Here is a 14,305-nt window from a genome sequence, read left to right as displayed (position 1 = left end):
CCTCCCGGACCCTCGTACTGACCGAAAGAGCCGCCCCGATGACCTCCACCTCCAACCCCCGTGATCTGCGCGCCGAGTTGGAATCGCTGACCACCGAGGCCTTCCGCCCCGAACTCGCCGACATCGACCAGCTGCCCACCCTCGACATCGCCCGTCTCATGAACGGCGAGGACACCACCGTCCCGCAGGCCGTCGCCCGGCAGCTCCCGGCCATCGCCGCCGCCATCGACGCCGTCGCCGAGCGCATGGCACGCGGCGGCCGGCTGGTCTACGCCGGTGCCGGCACCGCCGGCCGGCTCGGTGTACTGGACGCCTCCGAGTGCCCGCCCACCTTCAACACCGAGCCCGAGCAGGTCGTCGGCCTGATCGCGGGCGGCCCACCCGCCATGGTCACCTCCGTCGAGGGCGCCGAGGACTCCGCCGAGCTCGCCCGCGCCGACCTGGACACCCTCGCCCTCACCCCCGCCGACACGGTGGTCGGCGTCTCCGCGTCCGGACGCACGCCGTACGCGATCGGCGCGGTGGAGCACGCCCGCGCGCTGGGCGCCCTGACCATCGGGCTGGCCTGCAACCCGAACAGCGCGCTGGCGGCCGCCGCGGACCACGGCATCGAGGTCGTCGTCGGCCCCGAGCTGCTCACCGGCTCCACCCGCCTCAAGGCCGGCACCGCCCAGAAGCTCGTCCTCAACATGCTCTCGACGATCACGATGATCCGCCTGGGCAAGACGTACGGGAACCTGATGGTCGACGTACGCGCCTCGAACGCCAAGCTGCGCGCCCGCTCCCGCCGCATCGTCGCGCTCGCCACGGGCGCGACGGACGACGAGGTCGAACGGGCCCTGGCGGCCACCGACGGCGAGGTCAAGCACGCGATCCTCGCCCTCCTGGCCGGCGTCGACGGCCCCACGGCCACCCGCCTTCTGGAGGAGTCCGGCGGCCATCTGCGCGCCGCGCTGGCGGCGGCACCACGCTGACCTGCACGCTCGGCCCATGCCGAGCACCGAGACCCTCGCCGCCGCCCTCCTCCCCCTCGTGGGCGGCCCCGCCAACATCACCTCCGTCGCGCACTGCATGACCCGCCTGCGCCTGGGTCTGGCCGACCGTTCCCTGGTGGACGAGGAGGCGGTCCGGCGGGTGCCGGGAGTGCTCGGGGTGGTGTCCGACGAGACGTACCAGATCGTGCTGGGGCCGGGAGCGGTGACGCGGGTGACGGCGGACCTGACGGCGCTCCTCACCCCGGCGTCCCCACTGGCCGCGCGCGGCGAGCGGTTGCGGGCCTCACAGCGCCGACGCAACGCGACCCCCGGCAAAGCCCTGCTGCGCCGCGTCGCGAACGTCTTCGTCCCGCTCATCCCCGCCCTCGTCGGCTGCGGAGTCCTGACGGGCGTCAACGGCCTGCTGCTGAACCTGGGTCGGCTTCCGTCCCTCACCCCGTCCCTCTCGGTGCTCTCCTCGGCCTTCATGGCGTTGATCGCCGTCTTCGTCGGCCACAACACGGCGAAGGAGTTCGGCGGCACGCCGGTGCTGGGCGGGGCGGTGGCGGCGACCGTCGTCTACCCGGGGGTGGCGAAGGTGACGGCCTTCGGGGTCGCCCTCGCCCCCGGCCAGGGCGGGGTGCTCGGCGCGCTGGCCGCCGCGTTGCTGGGGACGTACGTCGAGAAGTGGTGCCGCACCTGGATGCCGGCCACCCTCGACGTCCTCCTCACCCCCACCCTCACCGTCCTCGTCGCCGGCCTGGCGACGCTCTACGGCCTCATGTACGCGGCCGGCACCGTCTCGTCGGCCATCGGCACGGCGTCCGACCGGCTCCTGACGACGACGGGCCCGCTGGCCGGGCTGGTCCTCGGCGGCCTCTTCCTCCCCCTCGTCATGCTGGGCCTCCACCAGGCCCTGATCCCCCTGCACACCACGCTCATCGAACAGCAGGGCTACACCGTCCTGCTCCCGCTCCTGGCGATGGCGGGCGCGGGCCAGGTGGGCGCGGCCCTGGCGGTGTACGTCCGTCTGCGCCACGACACGTCCCTGCGCACGACGATCAGATCCGCCCTCCCGGCCGGCCTCCTGGGCGTGGGCGAACCCCTCATCTACGGCGTCTGCCTGCCGCTGGGCCGCCCGTTCCTGACCGCCTGCGTGGGAGGGGCGGCGGGCGGCGCCTTCGTCGGCTTCTTCGCGACGCTCGGCACCAGGGTGGGAGCGACGGCGATCGGCCCCTCGGGCTGGGCCCTGTTCCCCCTTCTGTCGGGCAACGGCTCCCCGGCCCTCACGGCGGCGCTCTACGCGGGCGGCCTGGGCACGGCGTACACGGTGGGGTTCCTGACGACGTACGCCTTCGGCTTCGGCCCGGTGTCGCCCGGGGCCGCCTCCGACAGCGGCCCCGGGCGCCGGCCCCGGGTGGGTCCCTAGCGGCGCTTGGCGGTGTAGCCGCTGATCGCGGCGATCCAGGTGACGAAGTCACCGGGGTCCTGGTCGGCGCCGTGGCCGGCGTCCCAGTAGTACCGGAGGTCGACGTCGTCACCGAGGTTGCGCAGGCGGGCGGCGAGGTTGGCGGCGATGGTCAGCGAGGTGTCGCTGTCCTTCGTGCCGAGGCGGATCCACCAGTGGTGCGCGCGGTGCGGGTTGACCTTCTCGACCAGGTGGTACATCGGGTTCATCGTCGCGAGCTTCTCGGGGATGTCCTGGTCGAGCCGGGTCGCGGTGGAGCCGGTCGTGTCGTGGTCGAGCGCGTACGGCGTGAAGTGGCGCGCGGCCGTCGTGCCGTTGCCGAACTCGTTGCACTCCGGCGTCGACAGGTCGAAGGCGTCGAAGGAGGGCGCGCCCTTCCTGCGGGCGCCGACGTGGGTGAGGAAGTCCGCCCAGGTGAAGGTCGCCTGCGTGCCGTCCCAGCCGATGAAGGGGTTGGCCGCGAGGTAGGCGGCCCGGTCGGCGTCGGACAGGGCGGCGAGGTAGCGGGTCGCCGAGGGCTCCAGGTGGGTGCGGACCAGGTAGTCGTCGAGGTTGCGCACGGTGAGGCGGCCGTATCCGGGCGCGGTCAGGCGCAGCGCGGCGAGATAGTCCGTGAACTGGGCCTTCAGCTCGCCGGAGACGGTCTGGTCGACGGAGGAGCCGTCGGCGAGCGGGTTCGTGCCCCAGCACCACTCGTACGACATGTCGGCGTGTTCGAGGTCGGTGATCGGGCACCAGTCGCCGCTGGCGAACACGGCGTCGCTGGTGTCGGCCGCGCCGATGGCGCCGAGGTACGGGTCGTAGAGCGGGCTGTCGCCGGAGGCGCCCAGCAGCGCGGACAGGGCGCCGCCGGCGCTGGTGCCGGACGAGACGATCCGTTCGACGTTGCCGGGGATGCGGCCCCGGTTGAACTTCACGTACCGCACGGCGGCCTTGAGGTCGACGATCGCGGCGGGCGCGACGCCGTAGTAGACCCCGTCGGCGTCGACGAGCGTACGGCCGCGGGCGCCGGGCTCGACGACCACGTACCCGGCGAGGAGGGCGAGCAGGGTGCGGTTCGGGCCGCCGCCGGGGCCACCGGGTCCGCCGGGACCGCCCGGGCCGCCGGCACCGCCGCCGATGCCGGTGGCGTTCGCGACGGAGGACGGCATGTAGCCGCCGACGGAGTTGGCGAACAGGATGGGCGCGTCGGTGGCGTCGACCGCGCTGCCGTCGATCGTGACCGGCACGCTGACGTTGAGCCCCTGGTAGGTGACGTCGACCGGGTTCGCCACGTACGAGGCGACCTTGTAGAAGTGGTAGACGACCTCGTGGGCGGTGCCGGCCGTGTCGGTGATGGCGAGGGTGAGCTCGGTGTAGGCGGCCGGGTCGAAGACCAGGGAGGTGGCGGCGGCGCTCCCCCTGGCCGCGGCCCGCGCGGGGGCGGCTGCTACGACGGACGGCACCACGGCGGCTGCGGTGAGCCCCTTGACCACGGTTCTGCGCTTCACTCGCTTCACTTCCGTCTCTTGTGTTGGCGCTCGTGCGGACTGAGTGCAGCAGCGGTGCCTCAAGGATGCCGCCGAACGCCGCACGTTGCCGCCAAAATCGTCAACACTTCACCCCGACCCGGCGGAGTTGGCCGAATCCCGCCGCAGCAGCGTGTAGCGCCAGCACAGCCGCCGCCGCAGCCGGGCCCCTGGCAGCAGCCGCCACGCCTCCCGCGCGACCTCCCGAACCCGACCTCCGGGCGCGAGGAGTTCCCGGAGCCGGGTGAGGGTGTCGGTGAGCGGCAGATGACGCAGTACGGCGACACAGGTGATGACGTCGTACGGCCCGGGGGCAGCCCGTCGACCCCGACCGCCTCCACCGCCCGCCCCGCACGCAGCCGAGCCAGATCCCCGGCACCGCAGCCGACGTCCAGCGCCCGGCCTGTCCCCGCGAGGTCTCGCGCCCACCCGCGCACGGACGGACCGCTCGTGTACAGACTGTCCTTATGAACCACGCCCAACTCACCGCCCTCGGTCGCGCTCTCCGGTTGCTCGGGGAGCATGGGGAAGCGCTCGGGGCCGATACGCCCGACGGCAAGTTGCACGAGGTCAAGGCCGATCTCCGGCGTGCGCTGGAACTGCTGGACGAGAGTGTCTCCGGCGCCGCGCCCAGCACGCGGTGCCCGGAGCACCCCCACGGCCCCGTCGACGAAGGCGCCCCCGACCTGTGTCTGCTGTGCGAGACCCGGCGCCGGGCCGCGCGGCGGGCCGAGTACAGCGGTGGGCCCCTGCCCCAGGCGCCCACCGAGCACGCGCCCTCCCGCTACGGCGTCCGCGGTGACCGCCCGCAGCCCCAGCAGCGGTGGCTGCCGGAGCTGTGGAACGGGCAGGAGTGGCAGTTGTGCGGGACGCCGAGGCGCGACCGCCGGGAGGCCGAGCTGTACCTGGCCGCGCAGCGCCGCGGACCGCGGCCGGCGATGGCGTACCGGCTCGTGCACGAGTTCACCGACTACGAGGTACTGCGGGTGTGGGGCACCCCGGTGAAGGTCGACATCGAGCCGATGGGCAACCTGTAGGGCTCTCAGGCCAGCAGCGGCAGCTCCGCGAAGTCGTGTCCCTCCCACAGCCGCCTCGACGTCTCCTCCGGATACGCCCGCACCTCCGGCCGCGCGTCCAGCACCTGCACCAGCCGCCGGCCGGGGTCGTACGACGGCCAGCCCGGGTCCCCGCTCCGCGCGAACGCCGTCCAGGAGGCGCGGAAGCGCTCCGACAGCGCTCGAGCCTCCTCCGGCACCCCGCTTCCCGCGAACAGCAGGGCGCCCAGGTCCGCCTCGTACGTGCCGAACAGCAGCGGGATGTCCAGGCCGTGACAGGCCCCGAGGGCGCCCCCGGCGCCCGGTGCCGGCCAGGTCAGTTCGTAGACGTGCGCGCGCCCGCCCCCGGCGACCTGCGCCTCCGCGAGGCCCAGGGACGGCATGCTGAAGAGCCAGTCCGTCTGGACGCGGACGTAGAGCTGTTCCGGCGTCGCGTCGGGGAAGGCCGCCCGGTAGGCCGCTTCGGCGTCCGGGCCCGGACCGAACGTGCGCAGCGCCCACGCCGCCCGCTCCTCGCCGATCTTGCCGAGCTGCCCGGCCATGACGAGGAACAGCTGCCACTCGTCGCGGTTGTGCCCCACCAGCAGATCCACGTCCCGGCCGGCCCCCTCCGCCAGCGCCCGCCACGGCGTGGTCGGCAGCACCTCGCCGTCCACGACCGGCGAGAACGGCGTCACGGTGGGCGCGACCCGGCCCCACCGGTCCTCGTACCGCCGCATGGTGGACGCCAACGCCTCACCGGCCGAGGGGAGTTGACGCGGGTCCACGGTGGCCAGGTCGGCGACCGTCGGGCGCAGGCCCGCCTCCGCGGCGAGGGCGGAGGCGATGTCACGGGCCAGTTCGTCGGAGAAGTACGTGCCGGGCACGCTCTGCGCGATCGCCCGCCGGAACAGGCCCCGCGCGCTCGGCATGGCGAGGAGGGAGGCGACCGACCCCGCGCCCGCCGACTCGCCGAACACGGTGACCTGGCCGGGGTCGCCGCCGAACTCCGCGATGTTGTCCCGTACCCACTCCAGCGCCGCCACCTGGTCCAGCAGCCCCCGGTTGGCCGGCGCGCCCTCGATGTGCGCGAACCCCTCCATGCCGAGCCGGTAGTTGAGGCTGACGACGACCACGTCCCCGGCACGGGCGATGTGCTGGGCGTCGTAGCCGGGGCTGCCCGAGTGGCCCAGCTTGTAGGCGCCGCCGTAGATCCACACCATGACCGGGCGCCGGGCGGCCGGATCGGCGTCCGGAGTCCAGACGTTGACGGTCAGCCAGTCGTCCCCGAGCGGCGTCTCCTGGACGGCGCTGCGGCCCGCGAAAGCCGACTCCTGCGGGGGCGGCGGGCCGAAGGCGTACGCCTCCCGGGTGCCCTCCCACGCCCGCACGGGCCGGGGTGCCCCGAACCGGGCCTGGCCGACGGGGGGCTCGGCGAACGGTATGCCGCGGAAGACCGTGAGGCCCTCCTCGCGCCGCCCGCGCACCGCTCCGGCGGCGGTGCGCACGACGTCCCGAGACCCGGGCTCGACTGCCGTCATGGTGACTCCTCACTAGTCAGCGATCACGCGCGCTGGTAACCACGCTCCCGACCAGCCTGCCGCTCGCGGATTCAGCCGTGCTCGCGGATTCAGCCGTGCTCGCGGATTCAGCCGTGCTCGCGGATTCAGCCGTGCTTGCGGATCAGCTCGCGGGTCCGCTCCTCGTCCAGTTCGTACACCGTCTCGTGCGCCCGCGGGTCCCGTGCGTGGAAGGTGTGGAACATCGGCCCCGTCTCCCCGCCCAGTTCCACCAGCGAGGCCGACGCCCCGCGCACCGCGCGCTCGGTGCCGGGCCGGGTCGTCAGGTCGATGCGGTTGACGACGCCGGGCGTGACCCAGACCGGCACCGACTCCAGCATCCCGAAGAGCTGGAGGTGGTAGTGCCCGGTCAGCACCGCCCGTACGTCGCTCCCCCGGACCGCGTCCGCCAGCTCCCGCGGGTTGCGCAGCCCGAAGACCGGCTGGGTGGCCGAGATGTCGAGGGCGATCGGCGGATGGTGGAAGGCGAGGACGGTGCCGTGCTCGGCGGGGACGCTCAACACATCCCGCAGCCACTCCAGTTGGCCCGCGCCCAACCGCCCGTACACCTTCCCCGGCACGAGCGAGTCCAGCGTCACGATGCGCCACCCGCCCACCGTGCTCACCGCGGCCCGCTCCCCGGCCTCCGATTCGAAGACGGCGTCCGGCTCGTGGTGCCCGCAGCCCAGGACCTTCCCGAAGGCCGTGCGTTCGTCGTGGTTGCCGGTGGTGTAGAGGACGGGCGCGCCCATCTCCCGCCCGAACTCCGTCATGAGCTCCCGCACGGTCGTGTACGCCTCCACCGACCCGTCGTCGGCGATGTCCCCGGTGACGACGACCGCGTCCACGCCCTGCTGGTACCGGAGTTCGGCGAGCATCAGCCGCAACGAGTCGGTGGCGTGGGCCCCGCGGGCGTCGGTGCGTTCGACATGGGTGTCCGAGAGGTGAAGTATCCGCATCTCCCGGACACTACCTTCACAGGCTGCCGGAGGCGGTGCTCAGCTCAGCGTCTTCAGGGCCGCCGCGTCGTACGGCTTCAGTTCCTCGAAGCGGCCGTCGAGGACCTTGCGGGCCCACTCGGGGTCCTGGAGCAGGGCGCGGCCGACGGCGACCAGGTCGTACTCCTCGCGCTCCAGGGCGTCGAGCAGGTCGTCGATGCCCTTGACCGGGGAGCCCTCGCCCGCGAAGGCGCGGATGAAGTCGCCGTCGAGGCCGACCGAGCCGACGGTGATGGTGGTCTTGCCGGTGAGCTTCTTCGTCCAGCCGGCCAGGTTGAGGTCGGAGCCGTCGAACTCGGGCAGCCAGTAGCGGCGCGTGGAGGCGTGGAAGGCGTCGACGCCGGCGGCGGCCAGCGGCGTGAGGATGGCCTCCAGCTCCTCGGGCGTCTCGGCGAGCCGGGCCTTGTACGCCTCCTGCTTCCACTGCGAGTAGCGGAAGATGACGGGGAAGTCGGGGGAGACGGTCTCGCGGACGGCGGCCACGATCTCGGCGGCGAACTTGGTACGGGCGACCGGGTCGCCGCCGTAGGCGTCCGTGCGGCGGTTGGTGCCGGCCCACAGGAACTGGTCGATCAGGTAGCCGTGGGCGCCGTGCAGCTCCACGCCGTCGAAGCCGATGCGCTCGGCGGCGGCCGCGGCCTCGGCGAACGCGCCGATGACGGCGTCGATGTCGGCCTGGGTCATGGGGGTCGCGTCGTCGACGCCGGTGACCCGCAGGCCGGAGGGGCCGTGCGAGGGGGCCTGCGGGTAGGGCGGCTCACCCTGGTTGCGGACGGTGCCGATGTGCCATAGCTGCGGCACGATCGTGCCGCCCGCCGCGTGCACGGCCTCGGCGACCTTCGCCCAGCCCGCGAGCTGCTCCTCCCCGTGGAAGCGGGGGACGCGGTCGCTCTGTCCGGCCGACTCGTGGCCGACGTAGGTGCCCTCGGTGACGATCAGGCCGACACCGGCGGCGGCCCGGCGCGCGTAGTACGACACCACGTCCTCGCCCGGGACGCCGCCCGGGGAGAACATCCGGGTCATCGGCGCCATCGCGATGCGGTTCGGGACGGTCAGACCGTTGATCGTGGCGGGGCGGGAGAGGATCTCCGCGGCGCGGGAAGGGGTGGCGGTCACGTGGGGGACTCCTCGGAGATAACCGGACGGTATGTGCGTATGCATTGTTGCACTACCTTAACCAATCCCTCTGTGACCCCGGACACGCCCGAGGGCGGCACCCCCGGGGAATCCCGGAAGTGCCGCCCTCGGCAAGGACGTTGATCAACCGGAGGCCGGAGCCCCGGAGGTCGATCAGAAGTCCATGTCACCGCCCGGCATGCCGCCACCGGCGGGCGCGGCGGCCTTCTCCGGCTTGTCGGCGATGACGGCCTCGGTGGTGAGGAAGAGCGCGGCGATGGAGGCGGCGTTCTGCAGAGCGGAGCGCGTGACCTTCGCCGGGTCGATGATGCCTTCCTTGACCAGGTCGACGTACTCACCGGTCGCGGCGTTCAGGCCGTGGCCCGGGGTGAGGTTGCGGACCTTCTCCACCACGACGCCGCCCTCCAGGCCGGCGTTGACGGCGATCTGCTTCAGCGGGGCTTCGAGCGCGAGCTTGACCGCCTGGGCGCCGGTCGCCTCGTCACCCTCCAGCTCCAGCTTCTCGAAGACCTGGGAGGCCTGGAGCAGGGCCACGCCACCACCGGCGACGATGCCCTCCTCGACGGCCGCCTTGGCGTTGCGCACGGCGTCCTCGATGCGGTGCTTGCGCTCCTTGAGCTCCACCTCGGTGGCGGCACCGGCCTTGATGACCGCGACACCGCCGGCGAGCTTCGCCAGGCGCTCCTGAAGCTTCTCGCGGTCGTAGTCGGAGTCGCTGTTCTCGATCTCGGCGCGGATCTGGTTGACGCGGCCGTTGACCTGGTCGGAGGAGCCGGCACCGTCGACGATGGTGGTCTCGTCCTTGGTGATGACGACCTTGCGGGCGCGGCCCAGGAGGTCCAGGGTCGCGTTCTCCAGCTTGAGGCCGACCTCCTCGGAGATGACCTCGCCGCCCGTGAGGATGGCGATGTCGCCGAGCATGGCCTTGCGGCGGTCGCCGAAGCCCGGGGCCTTGACGGCGACGGACTTGAAGGTGCCGCGGATCTTGTTGACGACCAGGGTCGACAGGGCCTCGCCCTCGACGTCCTCGGCGATGATCAGCAGCGGCTTGCCCGACTGCATGACCTTCTCCAGCAGCGGGAGCAGGTCCTTGACCGAGGAGATCTTGGAGTTGGCGATCAGGATGTACGGGTCGTCGAGGGACGCCTCCATACGCTCCATGTCGGTGGCGAAGTACGCCGAGATGTAGCCCTTGTCGAAGCGCATACCCTCGGTGAGCTCCAGCTCCAGACCGAAGGTCTGGGACTCCTCGACGGTGATGACGCCTTCCTTGCCGACCTTGTCCATGGCCTCGGCGATGAGCTCGCCGATCTGGGTGTCGGCGGCGGAGATGGAGGCCGTGGAGGCGATCTGCTCCTTGGTCTCGACGTCCTTCGCCTGCTCCAGCAGGGCACCGGAGACGGCCTCGACGGCCTTCTCGATGCCGCGCTTGAGGGCCATCGGGTTGGCGCCGGCGGCCACGTTGCGCAGGCCCTCCTTGACCAGGGCCTGGGCGAGAACGGTCGCGGTGGTCGTACCGTCACCGGCGACGTCGTCCGTCTTCTTGGCGACTTCCTTGACCAGCTCGGCGCCGATCTTCTCGTACGGGTCCTCGAGTTCGATCTCCTTGGCGATGGAGACACCGTCGTTGGTGATCGTGGGGGCGCCCCACTTCTTCTCGAGGACGACGTTGCGGCCCTTGGGGCCGAGCGTCACCTTCACGGCGTCCGCGAGCTGGTTCATGCCGCGCTCGAGGCCGCGCCGCGCCTCCTCGTCGAACGCGATGATCTTGGCCATGTGAAGTGGTCCCTCCAGGACTGGGGGTGATTCCTTCGGACCGCGCCCGCGCCCGCGACGGACGGCTCGCCGACCCGTGGGTTCCTTGCCCCACCCGGTCCGCGGGCCTCACCGACCCGGTCCTTCTTTGTCACTCTCACCTTCAGAGTGCTAACGCCAATGATTAGCACTCGCCCCCTGCGAGTGCAAGCGGCTCTCGGGGATCGGGCGGGGCGCTCCGCCCGGCGCGAACAGGGGGCGGGCACATGACGAGGGCCCGCACCCTCGCGGGTGCGGGCCCTCGTCATGTGAATGTTCTAGGCGGTGACGCGAACCATGTCGGCCTGCGGGCCCTTCTGACCCTGCGAGATCTCGAACTCGACCCGCTGGCCCTCTTCCAGGGTGCGGTAGCCGTCCATCTGAATCGCGCTGTAGTGGACGAAGACGTCCGCACCACCGTCGACCGCGATGAAGCCGTACCCCTTCTCCGCGTTGAACCACTTGACGGTGCCCTGAGCCATGCCTAACTCCCCTATTACTGGCCCTTGCACGGACCCGCACTTCGCGGATCCGGGTCAGACCTCACCCCCCACGGTTGGGGGCGTGCGCCGGAACGCGTCGACCGCGGCTGAATGTATCTGTCCAACTGCCGTCTGCAACAGGTCAATCGGACGAGAATTCTGGACGGGCCCGGTCGGGAATCTGCCGAGAATTCACCAGGTTTCAGGGCAAGTCGGGCCCCGCAAAATACACAAAAGCCACGAAAGACGCGCGCACTTTGGCTACATCTTGTCGGGCAAGGAGCAGGTTTCCAGGGCTTCCGGTCCGTGGACCGGCAGCGGGTTCCCCAACTGTACCGCGCTCAACCACACAGAATTGCCCCCTCCGCTTCTCTCACGGAGGGGGCAATTCGATGAACTCTTCGTGACCGGCCTTACCAACGGTAATGTTCGGTCATTCGGCGCCCGGTGGTTTGTTGGTTCAACCGTTCGCCAATTCGGTGGTTCGGTCAGCCGCCGGCCACGGCCGGGATGATGGAAACGCCCGCACCGTCGGGGGTCGCCGTCTCCAGCCCCTGCTCGAAACGCACGTCGTCGTCGTTGACGTACACGTTGACGAACCGCCGCAGCTTGCCCTGGTCGTCGAGCACGCGGGCCGCGATTCCCGTGTGGTTCTTCTCCAGGTCGGCGATGACCTCGGCGAGGGTGGCGCCCTCGGCGGTCACCTCGGCCTGCCCGCCGGTGTAGGTGCGCAGGATGGTGGGGATGCGGACGTTGACGCTCATGATGCGAGGCCAGCCTCTCGGAAGGAGTCGAGGTTCGGGCGGATCGTCGCGGTCAGGCCGGTGCCGGCCACCGCGTCGAGGGTCTTCAGGCCGTCGCCCGTGTTGAGGACGACCGTCGTCTTGGTGGGGTCGAGTACGCCGTTCTCGATCAGCTTGCGCGTCACGCCCACGGTCACGCCACCCGCCGTCTCGGCGAAGATGCCCTCCGTGCGGGCCAGCAGCTTGATGGCGTCCACGACCTGCTCGTCCGTCACGTCCTCCACCGCGCCACCGGTGCGCCGCGCGATGTCGAGCACGTACGGACCGTCGGCCGGGTTGCCGATGGCCAGCGACTTGGCGATGGTGTTCGGCTTCTGCGGGCGCACCACGTCGTGGCCGGCCTTGAAGGCCGTCGACACCGGCGAGCACCCCTCGGCCTGCGCGCCGAAGATCTTGTACGGCCTGTCCTCGACGAGCCCGAGTTTGATCAGCTCCTGCAGGCCCTTGTCGACCTTGGTCAGCTGCGAGCCGGAGGCGATGGGCACGACGATCTGGTCCGGCAGCCGCCAGCCGAGCTGCTCGCACACCTCGTACGCGAGCGTCTTGGAGCCCTCCGCGTAGTACGGCCGCAGGTTGACGTTGACGAAGCCCCAGCCCTCGCCGGCCGGGTCTCCGATGAGCTCCGAGCAGAAGCGGTTGACGTCGTCGTAGTTGCCCTCGATGCCGACGAGCTCGCCGCCGTAGACGGCGGCCATGACGACCTTGCCCTGCTCCAGGTCGTGCGGGATGAACACGCAGGAGCGGAAGCCGGCGCGGGCCGCCGCGGCGCCCACCGCGCCGGCGAGGTTGCCGGTGGAGGAGCAGGAGAGGGTGGTGAAGCCGAAGGCGCGGGCGGCCTCCAGGGCCTGGGCGACGACGCGGTCCTTGAAGGAGTGCGTCGGGTTACCGGAGTCGTCCTTCACATACAACCCGCCGGTGATCCCGAGCTCGCGGGCGAGGTTGTCGGCCTTGACGAGCTTGGTCCAGCCGGGGTTGATGTTCGGCTTGCCGGCCACGTCGGCGGGGACGGGCAGCAGCGGGGCGTAGCGCCAGATGTTCGAGGGTCCCGCCTCGATGCGCCGCCGGAGCTCCTCGGTGTCGTAGGCCGAGAAGTCGTAGGCGATCTCCAGCGGGCCGAAACACTCCTCGCACGCGAAGACGGGGCCGAGCGGCACCCGGTGGCCGCATTCGCGGCAGGACAGCGCCGCGGCGGGGCCGAGGTCGACGGTGGAGTCCGTGGTGCTTGCAACAGTCTGCACAGCCATGTGAGGCGAGGCCCTTTCTCCTCATCTTCCTCACGACGCATCTCGCCGTGAGACGGATTTGGCACCTTCCCTAGCCGGGAGCCTCGCGGAGCGATCGACAGTGATCTACGAGTACCGACTGGAGGGTTGCCGGGGCTTCATCGGGCCGTATCCCTCTGCCCCTCTGGATGAGCGGTATGAAGTTGTTCACGGCGGGCCAGGACATGCGATGGTCACCCGCGTTGTTCAAGACTGTAACCGACGACCAGGACAGTTGAGATAGTCGTCCGAACCGCGAGATGGATCACAAGACAAGGAGCCGCCTACGTGCTGGAAGAAGTCGAGCGCTGGCTGACCACCCGCTCCTGGTCCGTCACCGATCGCCCGCTCCACCAGATCATGGCCGCCAAGCAGCGCACGGGGCAGACGGTCAGCGTCGTGCTGCCGGCGCTCAACGAGGAGGAGACCGTCGGCGACATCGTCGCCGTGATCCGGCACGACCTCGTGCAGCAGGTGCCGCTCGTCGACGAGATCGTCGTCGTCGACTCCGGTTCCACCGACCGCACCTCCGCGGTCGCCGCCGCGGCCGGCGCGACCGTCGTGCACCGCGACGAGATCCTGCCGCACCTCCCGGCCGTCCCCGGCAAGGGCGAGGTCCTGTGGCGCTCCCTGCTGGTCACCCGCGGGGACATCGTCTGCTTCGTCGACGCCGACCTGAAGGAGTTCTCCTCGGACTTCGTCTCCGGCATCGTCGGCCCGCTGCTCACCGACCCCGGGATCGACCTGGTCAAGGGCATGTACGACCGTCCGCTGGCCGGCGCGCAGGGCCAGGGCGGCCGGGTCACCGAGCTGATGGCGCGCCCCCTGCTGAACATGCACTGGCCGCAGCTGGCCGGCTTCGTCCAGCCGCTCGGCGGCGAGTACGCGGCCCGGCGCAGCCTGCTGGAGCAGCTGCCCTTCCCGGTCGGCTACGGCGTCGAGCTCGGCATGCTGGTCGACGCCCTGCACCTGGTGGGCCTCGACGCCCTCGCCCAGGTCGACGTCGGCGTCCGCAAGCACCGCCACCAGGACGGCCAGGCCCTCGGCCGGATGGCGGCGGCGATCTACCGCACCGCCCAGCTCCGCCTGGCCCGCGGCCACCTCATCCGCCCCTCCCTCACCCAGTTCGAACGCGGCGACGACGGTTTCGAGCCGCGCACGTACTCCGTGGACACGGAGGAGCGTCCGCCGATGGTGGAGATAGCGGAGTACGCCTCCCGCCGGGTGGCCTGAGGCAGGGTGGTGCGCGGCACACCTCCACCGGGCGGCCTGTACGTTTGAGCGTT

12 protein-coding genes, 1 pseudogene and 1 riboswitch are annotated in these 14,305 nt (G+C 71.4%); of the genes and pseudogenes, 4 read left to right on the top strand and 9 right to left on the bottom strand.

Features of this window, described 5'->3' with window-relative positions:
* Positions 1-38: 38 nt before the first annotated feature.
* Together murQ and ACYF6T_RS10595 are read left to right on the top strand one after the other, a co-directional pair.
* Positions 39-974 carry an N-acetylmuramic acid 6-phosphate etherase gene (murQ, locus tag ACYF6T_RS10600; RefSeq protein ID WP_461695412.1) on the top strand — a complete coding sequence of 312 codons (936 nt, stop codon included), beginning with the start codon at positions 39-41 and terminating at the stop codon, positions 972-974.
* 16 nt (positions 975-990) lie between these two features.
* Positions 991-2,403: a PTS transporter subunit EIIC gene (locus ACYF6T_RS10595; protein ID WP_461695410.1), complete on the top strand. Its 1,413-nt coding sequence runs from the start codon at positions 991-993 to the stop codon at positions 2,401-2,403.
* On the opposite strand, the gene ACYF6T_RS10590 is transcribed toward ACYF6T_RS10595, so the two are convergent.
* Together ACYF6T_RS10590 and ACYF6T_RS10585 are read right to left on the bottom strand one after the other, a co-directional pair.
* Entirely contained in the window at positions 2,400-3,932 is a 1,533-nt protein-coding gene (locus ACYF6T_RS10590) for a subtype B tannase (RefSeq protein WP_461695409.1), read from the bottom strand. The genes ACYF6T_RS10595 and ACYF6T_RS10590 overlap by 4 nt on opposite strands.
* Positions 3,933-4,040: 108 nt before the next feature.
* Positions 4,041-4,474 (bottom strand): annotated as a pseudogene (locus tag ACYF6T_RS10585) (class I SAM-dependent methyltransferase).
* On the opposite strand from ACYF6T_RS10585, the gene ACYF6T_RS10580 reads away from it, so the two are divergent.
* Positions 4,418-4,987 (top strand): hypothetical protein, encoded by a 570-nt coding sequence (locus tag ACYF6T_RS10580; RefSeq protein ID WP_461695407.1) that lies wholly within the window; start codon positions 4,418-4,420, stop codon positions 4,985-4,987. The pseudogene ACYF6T_RS10585 and the gene ACYF6T_RS10580 overlap by 57 nt on opposite strands.
* 5 nt (positions 4,988-4,992) lie before the next feature.
* Here the strand turns inward: ACYF6T_RS10580 and ACYF6T_RS10575 are convergent, their stop codons facing one another.
* The 7 genes from ACYF6T_RS10575 to thrC all read right to left on the bottom strand — a co-directional run bounded on the left by ACYF6T_RS10575 (position 4,993) and on the right by thrC (position 13,001).
* Positions 4,993-6,525 (bottom strand): carboxylesterase/lipase family protein, encoded by a 1,533-nt coding sequence (locus ACYF6T_RS10575; RefSeq protein WP_461695405.1) that lies wholly within the window; start codon positions 6,523-6,525, stop codon positions 4,993-4,995.
* A 125-nt stretch (positions 6,526-6,650) separates the two neighbouring features.
* Positions 6,651-7,502, bottom strand: a complete 852-nt coding sequence (locus tag ACYF6T_RS10570) for a metallophosphoesterase family protein (RefSeq protein ID WP_461695404.1) — start codon at positions 7,500-7,502, stop codon at positions 6,651-6,653.
* A gap of 39 nt (positions 7,503-7,541) precedes the next feature.
* A complete protein-coding gene (locus tag ACYF6T_RS10565; RefSeq protein ID WP_461695402.1) occupies positions 7,542-8,702 on the bottom strand; it encodes an NADH:flavin oxidoreductase in 1,161 nt (386 codons plus the stop codon).
* 129 nt (positions 8,703-8,831) lie between these two features.
* Positions 8,832-10,454, bottom strand: coding sequence for a chaperonin GroEL (groL, locus tag ACYF6T_RS10560; RefSeq protein WP_461695401.1), 1,623 nt, complete (start codon positions 10,452-10,454; stop codon positions 8,832-8,834).
* A gap of 296 nt (positions 10,455-10,750) precedes the next feature.
* Positions 10,751-10,954, bottom strand: a complete 204-nt coding sequence (locus ACYF6T_RS10555) for a cold-shock protein (protein ID WP_004986573.1) — start codon at positions 10,952-10,954, stop codon at positions 10,751-10,753.
* A 488-nt stretch (positions 10,955-11,442) separates the two neighbouring features.
* A complete protein-coding gene (locus ACYF6T_RS10550; RefSeq protein WP_128381122.1) occupies positions 11,443-11,718 on the bottom strand; it encodes a MoaD/ThiS family protein in 276 nt (91 codons plus the stop codon).
* Complete coding sequence (gene thrC, locus ACYF6T_RS10545) at positions 11,715-13,001, bottom strand: threonine synthase (protein WP_461695398.1); 1,287 nt, start codon at positions 12,999-13,001, stop codon at positions 11,715-11,717. The genes ACYF6T_RS10550 and thrC overlap by 4 nt, the downstream gene beginning before the upstream one ends.
* Positions 13,002-13,019: 18 nt before the next feature.
* A riboswitch (SAM riboswitch) is annotated at positions 13,020-13,175 on the bottom strand.
* Between the two features lie 132 nt (positions 13,176-13,307).
* Here thrC and ACYF6T_RS10540 point away from each other — a divergent pair.
* Positions 13,308-14,252, top strand: coding sequence for a glucosyl-3-phosphoglycerate synthase (locus ACYF6T_RS10540; RefSeq protein WP_461695397.1), 945 nt, complete (start codon positions 13,308-13,310; stop codon positions 14,250-14,252).
* Positions 14,253-14,305: the final 53 nt, after the last annotated feature.

The organism is Streptomyces sp. 7R007, from assembly GCF_054850255.1.
Note: the sequence above shows the minus strand (reverse complement) of the source record. Positions and strands in the feature narration are given on the sequence as shown.

Bases quoted from the DNA above. Each gene is read 5' to 3' on its own strand.
- murQ (WP_461695412.1), top strand. From the start codon at position 39: ATGACCTCCACCTCCAACCCCCGTGATCTGCGCGCCGAGTTGGAATCG.
- ACYF6T_RS10595 (WP_461695410.1), top strand. From the start codon at position 991: ATGCCGAGCACCGAGACCCTCGCCGCCGCCCTCCTCCCCCTCGTGGGC.
- ACYF6T_RS10580 (WP_461695407.1), top strand. From the start codon at position 4,418: ATGAACCACGCCCAACTCACCGCCCTCGGTCGCGCTCTCCGGTTGCTC.
- ACYF6T_RS10575 (WP_461695405.1), bottom strand. From the start codon at position 6,525: ATGACGGCAGTCGAGCCCGGGTCTCGGGACGTCGTGCGCACCGCCGCC.
- ACYF6T_RS10570 (WP_461695404.1), bottom strand. From the start codon at position 7,502: ATGCGGATACTTCACCTCTCGGACACCCATGTCGAACGCACCGACGCC.
- ACYF6T_RS10565 (WP_461695402.1), bottom strand. From the start codon at position 8,702: ATGCATACGCACATACCGTCCGGTTATCTCCGAGGAGTCCCCCACGTG.
- groL (WP_461695401.1), bottom strand. From the start codon at position 10,454: ATGGCCAAGATCATCGCGTTCGACGAGGAGGCGCGGCGCGGCCTCGAG.
- ACYF6T_RS10555 (WP_004986573.1), bottom strand. From the start codon at position 10,954: ATGGCTCAGGGCACCGTCAAGTGGTTCAACGCGGAGAAGGGGTACGGC.
- ACYF6T_RS10550 (WP_128381122.1), bottom strand. From the start codon at position 11,718: ATGAGCGTCAACGTCCGCATCCCCACCATCCTGCGCACCTACACCGGC.
- thrC (WP_461695398.1), bottom strand. From the start codon at position 13,001: ATGGCTGTGCAGACTGTTGCAAGCACCACGGACTCCACCGTCGACCTC.